Genomic DNA, 17,246 nt, shown 5'->3' with positions numbered 1-17,246 from the left:
CCGCGTCATGGTCCGACTAGCCGCCGAACACGGCGGGCTGTGCGGAAGAGGGGCCAGGGGCTGGGGGCTCGCCGGAGCGGGAGGCGACCGCGCTTTTCGGCATGAGGAGGACCAGCATGAACGGCCGGTGGCCATCGCGCTCTTCCCCGGTGAAGCGCACCAGCGCGTCGCCGCCGCGGGCCCGGAGGCTCGCGCGCACGATGTCGAGCCCGACACCTCGTCCGGCTACTTGACCGATCGTCTCTGCGGTCGAGACGCCGGACAGGAAGATCTGGTCGGCCAGGGCTTCATCGGGCAGCGCATGATTGCCCGCCCGCTGATGCAGCCTCTCGAGTGAAAGTCCGACGCCATCGTCGAAGATCTGCAGCTCGAGCGCGCTCGGTCCGCTCCGCACGCGAACATGGATGCGGCCCTGCGCCGGTTTGCCGGCGAGCTCTCGCGCGTCGGGCATCTCGATGCCGTGATAGAGGGAGTTGCGAAAGCACTGAACCAGGATGTCTTTCACGAGCCCCGTCCAGTCGCTGGAGAGCTGCGCCTCGGCGTGCTCCGTGAGCACCATGGGCGCGGGCTTCCCGAGCTCGGCGGCCAAGCTCGGCAACATCTCGCGCGTCTCGTCGACCACGCGCGCCACCGACGTGTGGTCGAGACGCGCGAGGATCCCACGCAGCTCGCGCGCCAGCTCTCGGGCCGCGTCGGTGGAGGTCGCCGTCGCGACGAGGCCCCGGATGTCGCGAAGGACGCTCTCGCTTCGTTCATCCGGCTTCTTGACCACGGCCGTCAGCTTCTGCTGGCAAACCGACTCGTATTCGGCGACCGTCCGCTCGACGGCATCCAGGTGCTCCAGCAGCTCGTGCCTGTCGATCGGCTGCTCTGGCTCCCGGCGCGACGCCTGGTAGGCGTTCTCCGCAGAGTGCAGGCAGTCCACCAGGTGCGTGAAGCCGTGCAGGCGAGCGTTGCCTTTCAGGGTGTGGAGGTTGCGGAGCGCGTCGCTGAGCTGCTCGGGCAGCTCGACGTCCGGCCCGAGCGCCGCGCGATTCGCGGCCAAAAGCTCGCGACAGCTCACGCAGAACGCTCGTGTGGCGTCGACCCCGCGATCGAGCGCCTGCACGATGATGTCGACCTCGCGCTCCTTGCTGCGCGCCGCTTGTCTCAAGCTGCGCAGCAAGGTCACGTCACGAACCGTGACCAGCATGCGCTCCACCAGACCTGCCTCCGACGCGATGAAGTTCCAGGAGATCTCCAGGAACTGGGGTTTGCCGCCGGGACCGGTGCGCTCCACTTCACGGATCAGGTGGTCGGCGTTCAGCGCCGCCAGCCACGGTTCTTGATCGAAGGCGCAGCAGAGCGCTGCCTCTGCCGCGCTCCACGCGTCCGGCCGCGCCCTGGAGCCGTCCAGCAACAGCGCGAGGCAGTCCCGACCGACCAGCTCGGCGCTGCCGAGGATCTCCGCCAGGCGTCGTGAGTACCCCGGCTCGACGCGCCTGTCTCGGTCGATGGTGAAGACGCCCTCGTCCAGATTGTCGAGCATCGAAGCGATCTGACGGTTCTTGAGCGCCAGCTCCTCGGTGCGCTGGGCCACGCGCCGCTCCAGGTCCTCGTAGAGCTGTGCGTTGTAGATCGAGATCGCCGCCTGACTGGCGATCACCTGCAACGCAGCCAGTCGCTCGCGCGTGAAAGCATACGCGCTGACGTTGTTCTCCACGTACAGCGCGCCGAGGACGTCTCCCTTGCGCATGATGGGGGCGCACAGCACCGAACGTACGCCGCGCGCTCGAATCTGCGGGTCCGCCCGGAAGGCGCCGGCCTTCGACGCGTCGTCCAGCGTGACGGCCTCTCCCGTGCGCAGCACGTAGCTGACGACGCTGGGGCACAAGAACTCGGCTTCCGGGTACGCCACGCGCCGCGAGAGGCTCGCGAACGGGCGCTCCACGTGGGCGCGCGCCTCCACGTAGTACGTGCGATCGGCGTCGTCTCGCAGGACGAGGCAGCCGTGCTCCGCGCCGGCGTTCTCGATCAACGTGGCCATCAGCGCGGCGAACAGCCGCTCGGGATCGACCTCGACGAAGATGCTCTGCGTCGCCTTGAGCAGGGACGCGCTGTCGAAGCCCTGGCCGGCCGCCAGCGCGCCGCGCGGCGTCGCGATCTCTCCTCGGACGATATCCGCCAGCAACGCGGGGTGCTCGCGCGCCAGCGATTCGAGCTTCGCCGTGGCGCCCCAGTCATCGTAGAGCCGGTAAGCCGCCTCCAGGCACGTCCTGGCGTGAAGGGGCTCGTCCAGCGATAGCCACATCTCGGCCTGGTGCTCGTGGGCGAGCGCCCGCAAGTGGATGAACCCGTCTCCGGCCGTCCTGATCGCGTCGCGGTAGCGAGCGAGCACGACTTGCAGCGGCTGCCCCGTCAGGCGCGCGCGCTCGGCGGCGAGGAGGTGATATTTGTGAGCGAAGTTCTCCGAGCACAGGCGGGACCAGGCCTCGAGCTGCCCCAGGTTCTCCTCGATGACGGCGAGCAGAGCCTCCCGCGCCTCCGGGCCCCCTTCGCGGCACGCGCGCGCCGCCAGCAGCCCTTCGAAGAGCTTGTATTCGGGGAGCGAGAACTGCCCCGCCGCGATGATCAAGAACTCCCGGGTGAACTCCATCCACTGCCGCGCCGAGGCGAAGTCGCCCAGGATGAAGCTCGTCGTCATCTGGGCTTGCCCGTAGGCGTAGCAGTACTGGGTGCTCTTCTCGGCGACCACCACGGCGGTCGCTTCGCGGTCGGCCGCGGCGACTGCCTCCTTCTCCGACTCGCGCGCCGTCAATCGCGCGACGGCTCGGTCGGCGACCAGCGCGTCGACCTGCTGACCTGCCGCCGCGATGTGCGTCAGATACCGCTTCACTTCCGCGACCTGCTCGCGGCAGGCCCGCAGCCGCACGCCGACAAGGAACGAGCGCTGGGCGCGATCGTTCTTGGCGTAGGCGACGTGCTGCAGGTCACCGAGCATGAGCCCGCTCTTCTCCGCTCGGTCGTAAACCGCGAACTGATCTCGGTACGTCGCCTTCCAGTGCGCGAGGAAGCCCGCGTACACGAAGCACACGCCCGACTCGACCGGGGTCGGCGAGAAGCGCTTCAAGAGCTCGAAGGCAGCCAGGCCCATGCGATGGGCGGCATCGTAGTCGCCCAGCACCGCGAGGAGGATGATGCCGCAGTCGACGAAGTTCTTGCACGAGACCGCGTCGACGCCGCGGCTCAGCGAGAGGTCGAACATGATGAGCTCCGCCAGGAAGAACAGGGGCGGATAGGTCTGGAACGCCGGAGAGATCACCCGCGACAAGAGCTCGAGGACCAGGCGCGATTCGGCGTCCTCCGCGCACGGGAGCGCCGGGAGGCCCTCGATCGTCACGCGCGCCAGGTGCGCTTGCAGCTTGCCGATGCCCTCACCGATGCCCTGGTTGATCTCGTCGGGCGCCTCCGGCAAGCGCACGCCGAACTCGCCCAGCGCCGCGCGCACCTGGACCACGGCGTCCGCCATTCGCCCGCCGTGGTCGAGGATCCGGGTCTTCAAGACGTGAACCCGGCCGCGCGCCAGGCGGTCGGGGGCGAGCCTGAACGCCTCCTCGCAGAACGCCTCGACACGCGGATCAGCCAGGACGAAAGCTGTCTCGGCGCGCGCGACGATCGCTCGGAAGGCCAGATCCGGCGGACGCTCGCCCTCGCAGCTGGCCAGGAGCTCGACGGCGATCTCGGTGTGGGTCCCCGCGATGCTCCACGCGCCGCTCTGCAGGGCCTGGTTGCTCGCGGTCAAGTTGAGCTCCACGAGGTCGAGGCGCTCCTCCCGGTCGTGGATCGCGCCGCGGGCGGCGTTCAGATGATGGAGCACCTCGAAGATCCGGCTCGGCGCGCGCTCGCCCCGCAGGCGCTCGCGCAGGAGCCGCCCGATGCGCGCGTGGAGCCCCACGCGCTCCGCGTCGCCGGCGCGTGAGAGCGCCGCCTGCTGCACGCGCGAGTGCTCGAAGGAATACGATGCGGACGCGTGGCTCCGGACAGGCGCTGACGGATCCGTTCGACCTTCGACCGAGACCTCGGACAGGAGACGATGGGCCAGCATCTCCCGGACGAGCTCGGAGCAGGCCGCGAGCGGTCGGCCCACGGCCTCCGACAAGGTTTGCAGATCGAAACGCATGCCGAAGCACGCTGCGGCAGACAGCAGCCTCGCCGCGTCGGGGCCGAGGTTCTCGAGGCGCTCCGCCATCAACGCGCCGACATTGTCGCAAGCGGGGTGCGCCTCCGCGCGCTCCAGGTCGGCGGACCATCGGCCGCGCTCGACCTCCAGGCGCAGGATGCCCTGTCGATGCAAGGAGACGAGCAGCTGACCGATGAAGAACGGGTTCCCGTCGGTCTTGCGCCTCACGATCTCCGCGAGCCCACGGACCTCAGCGACAGGCGCGCGCAGCGAGCGCGCCACGATCTCCGCCACCGCGTCGGAGGACAGCGGCGCGAGCGGCAGCGTCAGCACGACCTCGTTCGCCTGGCGCAGCGCCTTCTGCAGGCTCAGGAGCGTCGGGACGTCGCGGACATCGCCGCCGCGGAACGCGGCCAGCACCATCACGTGGCTCGAATCGGGATCCGTCAGAATGGCAGACAGCACTTCGGTGGAGGCGGCGTCGAGCCACTGAGCGTCGTCGAGCACGAAGGCGAGAGGGCGCTCCGGCGTGGCGAAGACACGGATGAAGGAGAGGAAGACATGCTTCACCCGGCGCTGCGCCTCGATGGGATTCAACGCCACGACGGACGTGGAGGGACCGGTGACGCAGGAGAGCGCCGGCACCAGCTCGGCCATGATACCTGCGTTGTGCCCCAGGGCCGCGGTCACGCGCTGCCTGAGCTCGGTCAGCTCGGTCTCGGAGAGCGACAGCAGCTCCCCGGCCAGGCCTCGCAGCGCCTGCGCCAGGCCAGACAGCGGCACTGCCTGGAGCCGCTCTTCGAACGCCGTCGACAACAGGCGCGCCGGCGCTCCGCCGTGCTGTTGCAGGAACTCCGCGAGCACGGCGGACTTCCCGGCGCCCACGGCCCCTGGCATGAGCACGAGCAGCCTCTTGCCGGAGCGCACGTCGTGGAGGGCGCCTCCCAGGGCCGACAGCTCGGCGTCGCGTCCCTGGACGTCGCGACTGACCATGAACTCACTGGGAGCGTCGTTCGCCCCCAGGACCAGGGCAGGGAGGGCCTGCGTCCGCTGGAAGCTCTCGCAGAGCGTGGTCAGGTCGCTCAGCAGCCCATGGTCGCTCTGGTAGCGTTCGTCAGGGTTCTTCGCGAGCAGCTTGGACACGAGCTGGGCCACGACCGGCGGCACGTCGGGCGACAGCTCGGTGACGAGCGGAGCGCGCCTGGACACGTGCGCGTGCGCCCAGCCGATGGCATCGCTCGCCGCGAACGGCAGCTGGCCCGTCAGCAGCTGGAAGAGCGTGACGCCCAGAGAGTAATAGTCTGCTCGGTGATCGGGGCGACGGTTGAGTCGGCCCGTCCGCTCCGGCGCGACGTGGGCGAGCGAGGGCGCGGCCTCGGAGGCGGCGCCGCCTGCCGCGTCCTCGGAGACCGCCAGGAGATCGGCAAACTCGACACGGCGCGTCGCGAGGTTGACCAGGAAGCTGCCATGGCTCACGTCCTCGTGGAGCAACCCTTGCTCGTGCAAGCGACGCAGCAAGCGAGACATGCCGAGCGCGAGCTCCAGGCACGCTCCGAGCTCCAGACCCCCCGCGGGGACGGCGAGCGGCGCGCCCCCGAAGTCCTCCACGATCAGCGAGAGCTCGCCGTCGACCTCGCGCACGTCGCCCTCGATCGCGAGCGTGCCGATCCGACGCCATCTCTGCAGCTCGAGCTCCAGGACCCGACGCGGCTGCGCGACCCCGTTTCGGAGCGAATGCAGCAGCACGCTCGCGCCGGACGTCGCGTGGCGCGCGCGCCGCCAGATGCTGCGCGGCAATACGGCCACGGTCTCCGTGACGTGATAAGCGTCTTCGCCGAGGTGCGCTTGACTATTTCGGATCATTGAATCGTGTTCCCGTTCGCTTTCGTCGACCGACGCTGGTTCTGCCGTGTGCTCGAGGACGGCGCTCATCCTGAAGGCATGAGGGACGCGCAGCGCTTCGCGACCCCCCTGGCGGCGAGCCGCTCACCCCACGCGCCCCTGCGTCGCCTCCCGCTCTCCTCCTGGCACGCAGCGCCGACCCTGGCGCCCCCCGAGGGAGAAGAAAATCCAAACGCGCTGGAAACGTCAAGCCCCAACTCCCTGCGGCACGCTGGAGACCCGGGCGGGCGAAAGGATCGGGGTCGCGCTGCCGCTCAGGGCAGGCGCTGGTCCCAGCCGAGCATCACGCGCATGTGGGTCACCTGCGTCCTCGGCGGCGCGGGCGCGACGAGCAAGATCCTCCCGTCCGGCGCCACGGTGTAGCTCTGGAGATCCGGATCGGCCTGCCCGAACGGCCTGTCGTGGATCACGACGGGCGGCCCGACAGGGCGGGCGTCGACGGGGGAGACGGGCGCCGCGTACAGCTTGCCCTCGGCGCGGTAGTAGATCCGCGCGCCGTCGGGGGCCCAGGCGGGCTCGGTGCCCTCGCGGGGCGAGATCTGCCGCTTCACCCTGCCGTCAGGGAAGGAGACCACATAGACCTGGCGCACCCCGGCCTCGTCGGATGTGTACGCGAGCCAGCGGCCGTCCCGCGAGAAGCGGGGATACCGATCGTCGGCCGGGCCGGCGATGAGCTCCCGCGCCTGGATGGCGTCGTCCAGCGAGAACACCCGGATGTCGCGCGGTGAGCGCCCGTCGGGCGACATCGACAGCGCGATGTGCCGGCCGTCGGGAGACCAGTCGATCGCGAGGGCGAAGTTGCCCAGGGCGTCGCCGAGCCGCCGCTCCTCGCCCGTGGCGAGCGACTTCACCCACGCGCCGAAGCGCCCCTCCCGCATGCCGCTGAACGCGAGCCAGGCGCCGTCGGGCGAGATCGCGGCGGACTCGACCTCGTTGTCGAACACGACGCGATCGAAGATGCCGCGCCCCTCCTCGCGCACATAGGCGGTGTAGGTGTCCTCCTTGAGCACCACCGAGAGCTTCTTGCCGTCCGCGGAGAAGCGCGGCTCGGCGAAGGGGAGGCGGTCGTCGATGAAGGGGGCTGTCCCGCCGCCGTCGGCGAGCCACGCGAGCTGGCTCTCCTCGTGGAAGACGGGGCCGGGCACCCAGACGAGCGTGCCCTCGTCGGAGACGTCGAAGAACGAGGCGTAGTCGGTCCCGTCGGTGAGCACGCCGTCGACGATGGCGTGCTCCGGGCCGGTGATCCGCCGGGCGCCGACGTCGAACCGGGCCGCGTAGATGGTGCCCTTGCGCTCCCAGAGCAGGTGGTCGCCGCGCGGCGTGCTGGCGAAGCGCGGGGTGGAGCCGCTCTGGACCACGGTGGCGCGCGCGCCGGTCGAGAGGTCGAGCGCCTCGATCCGGGTGTCCTTCTTGCCGCCCCAGGAGGTGAACAGGACCGCCTTGTTGTCGGGCAGCACGCACGGGAGCACCTGCGCGTAGTCGCCGAGGTCCGGGCGAACCTCGGAGACGAACTGGACCTCGCCCCCCTGCGCGGGGATGCGCGCCAGCCCCCGGCCCCACTCGGGGAAGAACCACACGAACCCGTCCGTCCCCCACCCGACGCCGGCGGACCACGCGGCGCTGGAGAGCCGCTCGCTGTTGCCGCCGAGCACCCGGCGCTTCCAGAGCTCGCCGCCGCGATAGAAGGCGACCCACTCGCCGTCGGGCGAGAGGGTGGGGTCCCATCCATCCTCGGTGCCCCGGAGCAGGGCGGCGCTGCCGTCCTCCAGGCTCCGGTACCAGAGCCCGAAGACGCCGTCCGCGCCCGCCGCGCCGAAGACGACGCGGCGGCCGTCGTCGGCGAGCGCGAGGCGCAGCCGCGTGAGCGGCGCCTGGGGGGCCGGGAACAGGAGGTCGAACTGCCGCGCCGGCGGCGCGGGCGCGGGGGCCTCGAGCGAGCGCAGGACGCCCGCGGAGGCCGCGGCGCCGGCGAGGGCGGCGAAGGCCGCGGCGAGCGCGAGGCGCCTGCGGCCGGCGGCAGACGCGGCGCGCGGGGAGGCGGGCTGCGGCGGGACGGCCGAGGAGCGGCCGGCGGGCGCGAGGGCGGCGGCGGCGCGGCCGGCGAGGGCGGCGGCGGCGCGGCTGGGCGGGGGAGGCGTGGAGGAGAGACGGCCGGCGGGTGGGGGAGGCGCGGCGGAGGGGCGGCCGGCGGGCGGGGGAGGCGCGGCGGAGGGGCGGCCGGCGGGCGGGGGAGGCGCGGCGGAGGGGCGGCCGGACGGCGCGCGGGCGGCAGCAGCGGCGGCGGCGGGCGCGGCAGCGGCGGCGGGCGCGGCGGCGGGCGCGGGCGCGGCAGCGGCGGATCCGGGCGCGGCGGGGGCGCCGGCGGGCGTGGCGAGGGCGGATCCACGCAGCTCGAGCAGCGCGTCCTCCAGCTCCAGGCAGGCGCCGCCGATGTCCGGCAGCCGCCTGGCCGGATCCTTCGCGAGGCAGCGCCGCAGCAGGTCGACGATGCGCGGGGGCACCTCGGGCGGCACGGCGGCCATGTCGGGCTCGCGCTCGAGCGTGGTGGCGAGCCGATCCGCCACGGTCTCGCCCGGGAAGGCGATCTCGCCGCTCAGGCACTCGTACAGCAGCACCCCGAACGCGAAGATGTCGGCGCGCCGGTCGACGCCGCGGCCCCGGATCTGCTCGGGGCTCATGTACCCCGGCGTCCCGAGGATGATGAACGGCAGCGTGAGCGTCGCGGCCGACAGCGGCGGCGCGCCGTCTTCCGCGTCGGGCTTCACGGCCCGGGCGATCCCGAAGTCGACCAGCTTGACCTTGCCGTCGCGGGTGAGCAGGACGTTGCTCGGCTTGAGGTCCCGGTGGATGAGCGCCGCCTCGTGCGCCGCCTGCACGCCCCGGCCGATCTGGAGCGACAGCGACAGCGCCTCGGCGACAGGGAGCGGCCCGCGCGAGAGCCGCTCCGAGAGCGTGGAGCCGTCGACGAGCTCCATGACGAGGTAATCGGCCTCGTCCTGCTCCAGTCCGTAGACGGTGGCGATGTTGGGGTGGGAGATGGACGCGAGCAGCTTGGCCTCGCGCCGCAGCCGCGCGCGCTGGCCGGGGTCGTCCGTGACCGCCCGCGGGAGCGCCTTGATCGCGACCGGCCGCTGGAGGCGCGTGTCCCGCCCGGAGAAGACGATCCCCATGCCGCCGCGCGCGAGCAGCCCGGTGATCTCGTAGGCGCCGACCCGGCGCCCCACCATGGCCCTGAGATCGGCGTCCTCCAGCGTCGGCTGCTCGAACGCGCGCCGGCGCCCCTCTTCCGCGTTCCGCCCCGCGTCGCCCTCGGCGCCGCCCGGGAGGTGCCGCGCGGGGTCGATCCGGGTGAGGGGCTCCGCCGAGGGAGGCGCGGCGGGGCGGGGCCCTGTCGGCGTGGGCGGCGCGGGCTCCGCCAGGGGCAGCACGCCGCCCGCCCCGGCGCTGTCCGGGCCCGCCGCGCGCGCGCCGGAGCCTTCAGGGGGGTCCAGCGACCGGCCCTCTTCCCTGCTCGGTACGCCGGTGTCGCCGGCGTGCGGGTCGCTGTCCGCCTTCACACCACGTCTCCCTGAAGGCGGCAGGATAACGCGGCCTGCGCGCCGCGCTCCAGAAGACATCGGCGCCTGCGCTCGGATCGAGCCAGGGCGCGCCGAGCCGCGGCGTCAGGGGGCCGCGCTCGCCTGCGCCTCGCCCGGGCTGGCGGCGGTGAGCCGCGACGCCACGCGCGACGCGAGCCGCTCCGCGATCTCGTGGAGCGCCGCGCCCATCGCCGCGGCCACGTTCTCGGGATCGTCGGTGTCCCCGCGCACCTCGACGTCCACGGTCATGCTCTGGGCGTCCAGCACCGTGCGGTCGTCCTGCACGGCGTAGTGGAGCGTGATCCGCGCGGCGCGGCCGTCTTTCCGGTGCACCTCATCGAAGGCGAGCAGCTCGATGTCGAGCGCCGGTCCGCCGCCGGACACCGCCTGTACGAGGGGTCGCTCCTCGAAGAGCGCCCGCGCGAGCGCGCGGCGGACGTACTCCTCCGGCTTCTCTGTCCAGCGTCGATCATCGTACATCGCGACCTCGACGTCGGACGAGCGATACACGATCTGCTGGCGCAGGTGAGAGCTCGACGAGATGCGGCCCAGGCGGAGGCGCGGCCCGTCCGCGCTCGCCCGATCCGGCGCTCGCGGCGCCACTTCCCATTTCGGGGTGAAGTAGCGGACGGACAGCGGCTCGGCCTTGGAGGTGAGCGCGCAGCCCGAGGCTGAGAGGAGCAGCGCGAACAGGAGCGTCTTGGCGATCTTCACGGCGACTTCTTTCCGGCGCGACCCTTGATGAGCATGTCGGGCTCCTTGTCCAGCGACTCGAAGACTTCGCGGACCGCCTCGAGCGTCTCGCGGAACTCGCGCAGCGTCGCGTCGAGCTCGCGCGTCGTCCCGTTGGCGCTGCGGCCGACCTCGCCGAAAGCGTCCGTCGCCCGCGTCGCGCTCGCGACGAACCCCTCGTCTCCGCCGAAGCGCTGGAGCACGCCGTCGAGCCGCGCGACGGCGCCATCCATCCTGGCGAGGGTGCTGGCCGCCTTCTCGGGGATCTTCGCCTGGTTGATGCCCTTCACGGTGCCCTGGATCTCGCCCAGCATCTGGTTCATGTTCTCCAGGGTGGCGACCGTCTTCTCGGCCAGGTTCTCGTCCTGGAGCTGCGCGAGCATGACGTCGATGTGGTTCAGGGCGGACGAGATCTGCGTCCCCATGGCGGGGAGGCTGTCCGCGGCCCGCACGATGCTGTCCTCGAGGTTCTTCATGAGGGACGGCGCGGCAGGGATGTAGTTCGACGGTGTCTCGAAAGGCAGCTTGGGGAGAGGGTTGGTCTCGATCTCGAAGAAGTCGATGGCGAGGAACTTCATGCCCGTGATGCCCTGAGACTGGAGCTGCGTCCGGAGCTCCGGCGGCACCGAGAACCGGATGGGGCCCGCCTCGCCGGGCGGCGATGTCTCCGTGAGCCCGAGCCGCCGGATGCTCTCGAGATCGAGCTCCGCGGCGACCTGCACGTGCCGCCGATCGGGCGCTATCTCGATCGCGGCGACCGTCCCGATGGTCACACCGCGGTACTTCACGGGCGAGCCCGGATCGAGCCCCTGGACTGACTCGTTGAAGTATGTGTAATAGGCGAGCGTCTGCCGCTCGACCTGGTTTGCCCCGAAGGCCACCGCTGTCGCGAAGGCGGCGGCGAGCCCGAGGAGGACGAACAGACCGATCTTGAAGTAGTTCGTGGTGGAGAACATCAGGCGGCCTCGGGGGTGCGGTTGAAGAAGCTGTGGATTCGCGGATCCTCGCTGTTGCGCAGCTCGGAGGGGCGGCCGCGCGCGATGATGCTCCTCGTCGCCTTGTCGAGCATGATGCACTGATCGACGATCGCGAAGATGCTCTGCAGCTCGTGGGTGACCACCACCACGGTGAGGCCGACGACGCGCTTCAGCGTGAGGATGAGCTCATCGAGCCCGGCGGACATCACCGGATCGAGCCCGGCCGACGGCTCGTCGAGGAAGAGGAGCTCGGGCTCGAGCGCCATGGCCCGCGCGATCGCCGCGCGCTTCTTCATGCCGCCGGAGAGCTCGGAGGGGAGCTTGTCCGCCGCGCCCTCCAGGCCGACGAGGCGCAGCTTGGCGCGGGCCATGGCGTGCACCACGTCCGGCGGCAGCTTCGTCCACTCGCGGAGCGGGAGCGCCACGTTCTCCGCGACGGTCATCGAGCCGAACAGCGCGCCGTGCTGGAACATGACGCCGAACGGCGGGCGGCCCTCGCCGAGGCGCGGCGCCCCGATGCCGTCGATATGAATGCTGCCCGAGAGCGGCTGCTCGAGCCCGGTGAGGAAGCGCAGCGTCGTCGACTTGCCGCACCCGCTCCCGCCGAGGATCGCGAACACGTCGCCGCGCTCGACCTGGAACGAGGCGCTCTCCAGGAGCCGCGTGTCGCCCCAGCCGACGGTGAGGTCGACGACATCGATCATGGGGCCGCTCATACGCCGAGCGCCCTGAAGACGACGGTGAAGAAGGTGTCGATGAGGACGATGCAGAAGAGCGAGGCGACGACGGTCGACGTGGCGCGGCGTCCCACCCCTTCGGCGCCGCCCGAAGTCGCGATGCCTTGCTGGCACGCGATGAGCGCGATGGTCATGGCGAACGCCGCGCTCTTGATCAGGCCGGTCCCGACGTCGAGGGGGTGGACCGCGATCAGCGTCTCGTTCAGATAGCCCTGTCGGCTGACGCCGAGAGACGTCGACGCCACGAGCATCCCGCCCACGATGCCCACGATGTCGGCGAGCAGGGTCAGCACCGGGACGACGAGGACGAGCGCCAGCGCGCGCGGCAAGACGAGGTAGCTGACCGTGCCGAAGCCCATGATCCGCAGCGCGTCGATCTCCTCGGAGACCTTCATCGTCCCGAGCTCCGCCGCGATGGCGGCGCCCGAGCGGCCGCAGACGATGATCGCGGTCATGAGCGGGGCGAGCTCGCGTGTCACGGAGATGCCGACGAGGTCGGCGACATAGATGTTGGCGCCGTAGGTCGCGAGCTGCTTGGCGGCCTGGAAGGCCATGACGAAGCCGACGAGCGTGTTGATGAGGAGGACGATCGGCAGCGCGTCGACGCCTGTCTTCTCGACGAACGGGAGCGTGTCGTGCCAGTTGCCCCTGCTCGGCCGCCGCGCGACGTTGACCGCCGCCACGGACATCTGCCCGAGGAAGTCGACGATGAGCCTGGCCTCCTCAAGCACGGAGACGGTGGCGCGGCCGATCTGGTGGATCACGCCTTCCGCCTTCTTCTTCGCCGGGCGCGCGACCCGCTCGTTCCCGCCGTAAAGCTCGATGAGCGCCGCCAGGCGCTCGTTCGCCCCGGAGAGCTCGAGGCGAGCGCCCCGCTCCGCGAGCATCGCGCGGAGGTGCAGCAGGAGCGACAGGATGCCGCCGTCCATGATGCTGACGCGCGCGAGATCGAACGTCACGGTCCCGTCGCGGACGTCCGAGACGGCGGCGGAAAGCTGCGACCAGAGGGCGTCGGCGTCGCGCATGCGCAGCTCGCCCTGCAGCGGGATCAGCCGTGATGTCGAGGATCCCTGGTCAGGGATCAACATCACGCCGGGCGTAGCGAGCTCAGCGGTCGCCATGGGGGTTCACTGGCGGCCAACTCAGCAGGTGCCGTGCCGGGAGTGGAACGGCAGGAAAAACCCCGGCCGCCGACGCCAGCGCGGGACGTTCTGACGCATCTGTGGCGTTAAGACACGAGCGTGGGGATGTGAACGCCCCGGCGCCGATGCGCCAGAAAAGCCTAGGGCAGGGAGGCCCGCCCGCAAGCGCGTGCAGGTCGTGGCGCTACGCGAGCTCGTCCCCGAAGAGCGCGTCCAGCTCCAGCTCCACCTCTCCGAACGGCTCTGCCCTGACCCGCTCTCCGCGCTCGGCGGTCAGGATCAGCAGATAGCCTTCGGACGTCCACCGGTAGACCAGCAGCGTTTGGTCCTCGGGATCCACCATCCAGTAGTGCGGCACCCCGCACCGCTGGTAGACGCGCATCTTCTTCACCCGATCGTTGCGCGCGTTGGAGGGCGACAGCACCTCGCACACCCAGTCCGGCCGCACCAGGATCGGGGTCGTCGCCGGCAGCTCGGGCAATCGCTCGCGCCGCCATCCGAGCACGTCGGGTCGATAGACGTGCTCCTCCTCGAGCAGCACTTCGGTCTCGGTCACGATCCACCACCCGCCCGGGAGCCGCCCGCCCGGCCGCCGGTCGTATGGATCGCCGATGCGGCCTCCGAGGACGCGCTGCGCCCTCCCGTGGGGGCCGCTGGGCATGGCCTTGCGCACGAGCTCACCGTCGAGGATCTCGTGAAAGCGCTGCTCCTCGGGGATGGCCAGCAGATCCGCGAGGGTGGCCCGGGGCCCGAGCTTGACGGCGACCGACATCCCGCGAGCATACCGCGGCCGGCGCTGGCCAGCAGGCCGACCGCGGCCGGCGCTGGTCAGCCGCGGCCGGCGCTGGTCAGCCGCGGCCGGCGCTGGCCAGGGTGGTACGAGCCAACCCTCCGGGGCGCTCCGGCCGTGGCGGGCGAGCTGCCACAAGTTCGCCACAACCTCTCCGCGTCCGTTCCTTGTCGCGGGCGCGGGCGCGCCTCGCGCGGGGGGTACTCCCATCGAGGCCTGCGACGGCAGCGAGTACGCCGGTCATTCTGGACTGATCATTCTAGAATGATCAGTCCAGAATGACCGGCCAAGCACGCCGCGCAGCGCTCACCCCCACGGAGGTCCTGTGCAGGCGCAAGCTCCCTGTCTTCTCGTCCCATCATCGCCGGAATCCGGCATGGAAAACGGCGTTCCCGAGCCCGCGGAGCGTTGCAGCGACGCTCCGGCGGCGCCCGCGGAGCGTCGTGGCGACGCCACGGCGCCCGCGACCAGCGCCTCCGCCGGTCCCACGGCGCCCGCCGGACACGCCGGCTGGACAGCCTCTCTCCTCGCGGAGCGGCCGGCCCCGGACCTCCGCGGCGACCTGTCCAGGTTCGGCGTCGGCCTCGGCCTCGCCTCGCTGTACGGCCTGGCGCTCGGCGTGCGGCAGGGCGGCGTGTCGTTCGCCTACCACGCCGCCGGCGTCCCTGCCGCCCTGGTCGCCGTCGCGTGCCTCGGCGTCCCGGCGCTGACGATCGTCCTGACCCTCTTCGACGCGACGCTCGACGCGCCGCGCGCGCTGTCGGCCACGGCGCGAGCGGCCGCGGCGACGGGCCTCGTGCTCGGCGGCCTCGCGCCGGCCGCCGCGCTCTTCGTGGTCACGAGCGCGTCGAATTTCACCGCGGCGTTCATGGGGCTGCTCGGCCTCGCTGTCGGCGGCGCCGTCGGCGTCTGTGTCCTCCTGCGCGACCTCCGGGCCGCCCTCCAGCGGGACGGCGGTCTCCTCCGCCTGGCCGGGCACGGCGCTGCGCTCCTCGGGTTCGCGGGGTTCGCTGTCGCGCTCGCGCTGCGCGTCTGGTGGGGGACGCTCCCGATCCTGAATGGAGGTTCCCTGTGAGCGCCGCCGTCATGAGCCGCCTCCTCCGCGCGCCCTCCGATATCGCCGCGAGCTGCCGGGAGGACCGGGACATCCGCGCGATCGCGATCGCGTCGCTCGGCGCCATCGCCCTCGGCTCCGCCGTGTTCGGCGGCGTGATCGGGAGCTTCCGCGGCCGGGAGCAGATCCTCTATGCGGCGATCAAGGTGCCGCTCGCGATGCTCGTCACGCTGGCGCTCTGCGCCCCGGCGTTCCACGCGCTCGCGGCCGTCCTCGGCCGGCCGTGGCCGATGCGGTCGATCATCGCCCTCGCCCTCGCGTCGGCGGGCCGCTCCTCGCTCGTGCTGCTCGCGTTCGCGCCCGTGCTCTGGCTGCTCATCGACCTGGGGCTCGGCTACCACGCCTCCTCGGTCGTCGCCTGGCTCGCCTACGCCGTCGCGGGCCTCGCCGCGCTCGGCGTGCTCGTGCGCGGCATCGGCGCGGGCCGGGGCCGCGCGCTCACCGCGCTCGCGTTCATGGCCGTGTTCTTCGCGGTCGGCGGCCAGGCCGCGTGGATCCTCCGGCCCTACCTCGGGCGGCCGAGCGCGAAGGTGGTCCCCTTCCTGCGCGCCCGCGAGGGGAGCTTCCCCGACGCGCTCGCCCGGAGCTGGCGCTCCGCGCTCGGGATCTACGACAACAACGTGCACCAGCCCGATCCGGACGACTACCCGTGCGGCTACCCGTACCCGTATGAGGACCAGGAGTGCCCCGCGGGCGGCGGCGTGACGGAGAGCGAGCGATGAGCCTGCGCGACCTGGCGGTCCTGTACCTGATCGCGGGGCTCGCGTGCGCCGTGGCGGTCTACCGCGCCGCGCGCGCTGTCGGCCACGGCGCGCGCCGCCGCGCCGCCTTCTCCGCGGCGATCTGCGTGCCGCTCTGGCCGCTCTGGGCGCCCGTCGCGCTCACCGCGCGCGCGAGCCGCGTCGAGCCCGGCGGCAGCCCGGGCACCGCCGCCGCGGCCGCGCGCGTGCAGGGCGCGCTGCGCGAGGGGGTCAGCGCGTGCGCCGGCACCTCGTTCGAGGCGCTCCTGTCGCGCGAGGCCGCCTCGCGGATCGAGGCCGAGGTGACGCGCGCCGCCGCCCGCCACGCCGAGCTCGACGCGCTGCTCCGCCAGAGCGGCTTCGACGAGGCGGCCGCCGCCGCGCGCGTCGCCGAGATCGAGCGCGGCGGCGCGCCGGGGCGCGCGCTGGCGACGGCGCACCTGCACCTCGAGAACATCCGGCGCCTGCGGGCGATGCGCGACCGCGACGCCCGCGCCCTCGAGGAGCTCGCGGACCTCGTCCAGGCGCTCCGCACGCAGCTCGTCCTGGCGCGCTTCGCCGGATCCACGGTCGAGGGCGTCGGTGGTATCGTGTCCGAGGTCTGGGCGCGCGTGGAGGGCCTCGGCGCGGCCATCGACGCGCACAGCGGCGCCGGCTACGAGGAACCGATCGAGACGTGAGCAAGCACATCCTGGTCGTCGACGACGAGGCGCGCATCCGTGAGGTCCTGCTCTACGCCCTGCAGAAGGAGGGCTACACCGTGACGGCGGTCGCGGACGGGCGCGCCGCGATCGAGGCGGCGGGGGCGGGGTGGGTCGACCTCGTGGTGCTGGACGTCATGCTCCCCGAGCTCGACGGCCTGGAGGTGTGCCGGCGCCTGCGCGCCGGGAGCCGGACGCCGATCCTGTTCCTGTCGGCGCGCGCGGACGAGGTCGACCGGATCGTCGGCCTGGAGCTCGGCGGCGACGACTACCTCACGAAGCCGTTCTCGCCGCGCGAGCTCGTGGCGCGCGTGCGCGCGCTGCTCCGGCGGGCCGAGGCGCCGCCGCCCGCGCCGCCGCCGGAGGCGCGCGCGGCGGTGCTCCGCCACGGCCCGATCGAAGTCGACACCGACCGCCACGAGGCGCGCTACCTCGGCCAGCCCGTCTCGCTCACCGCGACGGAGCTCGGCGTGCTCGGCGCGCTGCTCGAGCGGCCTGGGGTGGTGCTCTCGCGCGGGCAGCTCATGCAGCGCGCCTACCGCTACGACAACCTCATCACGGAGCGCACCATCGACACCCACGTCCGCCGGATTCGCGCGAAGTTCCGCGCAGTTGGGGGCGATCCGATCGCGACCGTCCACGGCGTCGGCTACAAGGTCAACGGGGCGTAGCCG

Annotated in this window: 11 protein-coding genes; 4 read left to right on the top strand and 7 right to left on the bottom strand. The window is 72.1% G+C overall.

What is annotated here, in order from left to right; translation table 11 throughout:
- Positions 1 to 16: 16 nt before the first annotated feature.
- The 7 genes from WME89_RS31020 to WME89_RS30990 all read right to left on the bottom strand — a co-directional run bounded on the left by WME89_RS31020 (position 17) and on the right by WME89_RS30990 (position 13,999).
- The gene (locus WME89_RS31020; RefSeq protein ID WP_438003288.1) at positions 17 to 6,091 is read right to left on the bottom strand and encodes an AAA family ATPase; all 6,075 of its coding nucleotides are present in this window, start codon (positions 6,089 to 6,091) and stop codon (positions 17 to 19) included.
- A 224-nt stretch (positions 6,092 to 6,315) separates the two neighbouring features.
- Positions 6,316 to 9,618, bottom strand: a complete 3,303-nt coding sequence (locus WME89_RS31015) for a protein kinase domain-containing protein (RefSeq protein WP_438003287.1) — start codon at positions 9,616 to 9,618, stop codon at positions 6,316 to 6,318.
- A gap of 105 nt (positions 9,619 to 9,723) precedes the next feature.
- A complete protein-coding gene (locus tag WME89_RS31010; RefSeq protein ID WP_437618173.1) occupies positions 9,724 to 10,353 on the bottom strand; it encodes an ABC-type transport auxiliary lipoprotein family protein in 630 nt (209 codons plus the stop codon).
- Positions 10,350 to 11,327, bottom strand: a complete 978-nt coding sequence (locus WME89_RS31005; protein WP_437618172.1) for an MlaD family protein — start codon at positions 11,325 to 11,327, stop codon at positions 10,350 to 10,352. The genes WME89_RS31010 and WME89_RS31005 overlap by 4 nt, the downstream gene beginning before the upstream one ends.
- Positions 11,327 to 12,052 carry an ABC transporter ATP-binding protein gene (locus WME89_RS31000; protein ID WP_437618171.1) on the bottom strand — a complete coding sequence of 242 codons (726 nt, stop codon included), beginning with the start codon at positions 12,050 to 12,052 and terminating at the stop codon, positions 11,327 to 11,329. Before WME89_RS31000 ends, WME89_RS31005 begins: the two co-directional genes overlap by 1 nt.
- A gap of 8 nt (positions 12,053 to 12,060) precedes the next feature.
- Positions 12,061 to 13,206, bottom strand: a complete 1,146-nt coding sequence (locus tag WME89_RS30995) for an ABC transporter permease (protein WP_438003286.1) — start codon at positions 13,204 to 13,206, stop codon at positions 12,061 to 12,063.
- Positions 13,207 to 13,411: 205 nt separating this feature from the next.
- Positions 13,412 to 13,999 (bottom strand): Uma2 family endonuclease, encoded by a 588-nt coding sequence (locus WME89_RS30990; RefSeq protein WP_438003285.1) that lies wholly within the window; start codon positions 13,997 to 13,999, stop codon positions 13,412 to 13,414.
- Between the two features lie 394 nt (positions 14,000 to 14,393).
- On the opposite strand from WME89_RS30990, the gene WME89_RS30985 reads away from it, so the two are divergent.
- From WME89_RS30985 to WME89_RS30970, 4 genes are read left to right on the top strand one after another with little or no spacing between them, the layout of a single operon-like run.
- Positions 14,394 to 15,092: a hypothetical protein gene (locus WME89_RS30985; RefSeq protein ID WP_438003284.1), complete on the top strand. Its 699-nt coding sequence runs from the start codon at positions 14,394 to 14,396 to the stop codon at positions 15,090 to 15,092.
- On the top strand, positions 15,089 to 15,853 hold the full coding sequence (locus WME89_RS30980; RefSeq protein ID WP_438003283.1) for a hypothetical protein: 765 nt from the start codon (positions 15,089 to 15,091) through the stop codon (positions 15,851 to 15,853). Before WME89_RS30985 ends, WME89_RS30980 begins: the two co-directional genes overlap by 4 nt.
- Entirely contained in the window at positions 15,850 to 16,551 is a 702-nt protein-coding gene (locus WME89_RS30975; RefSeq protein ID WP_438003282.1) for a hypothetical protein, read from the top strand. The genes WME89_RS30980 and WME89_RS30975 overlap by 4 nt, the downstream gene beginning before the upstream one ends.
- Complete coding sequence (locus tag WME89_RS30970; protein ID WP_438003281.1) at positions 16,548 to 17,243, top strand: response regulator; 696 nt, start codon at positions 16,548 to 16,550, stop codon at positions 17,241 to 17,243. Before WME89_RS30975 ends, WME89_RS30970 begins: the two co-directional genes overlap by 4 nt.
- The last annotated feature ends 3 nt before the right edge of the window (positions 17,244 to 17,246 follow it).

It is taken from the genome of Sorangium sp. So ce321 (assembly GCF_051530195.1).
GTDB lineage: Bacteria > Myxococcota_A > Polyangia > Polyangiales > Polyangiaceae > Sorangium.
The sequence above is the reverse complement of the archived record's forward strand: the minus strand, read 5'-3'. Positions and strand labels throughout refer to the sequence as shown.

What these genes read in the sequence shown, in the direction of transcription:
- WME89_RS31020 (WP_438003288.1), bottom strand. Translation starts at nt 6,091, where the DNA reads ATGAGCGCCGTCCTCGAGCACACGGCAGAACCAGCGTCGGTCGACGAA.
- WME89_RS31005 (WP_437618172.1), bottom strand. Translation starts at nt 11,327, where the DNA reads ATGTTCTCCACCACGAACTACTTCAAGATCGGTCTGTTCGTCCTCCTC.
- WME89_RS31000 (WP_437618171.1), bottom strand. Translation starts at nt 12,052, where the DNA reads ATGATCGATGTCGTCGACCTCACCGTCGGCTGGGGCGACACGCGGCTC.
- WME89_RS30995 (WP_438003286.1), bottom strand. Translation starts at nt 13,206, where the DNA reads ATGGCGACCGCTGAGCTCGCTACGCCCGGCGTGATGTTGATCCCTGAC.
- WME89_RS30990 (WP_438003285.1), bottom strand. Translation starts at nt 13,999, where the DNA reads ATGTCGGTCGCCGTCAAGCTCGGGCCCCGGGCCACCCTCGCGGATCTG.
- WME89_RS30985 (WP_438003284.1), top strand. Translation starts at nt 14,394, where the DNA reads ATGGAAAACGGCGTTCCCGAGCCCGCGGAGCGTTGCAGCGACGCTCCG.
- WME89_RS30975 (WP_438003282.1), top strand. Translation starts at nt 15,850, where the DNA reads ATGAGCCTGCGCGACCTGGCGGTCCTGTACCTGATCGCGGGGCTCGCG.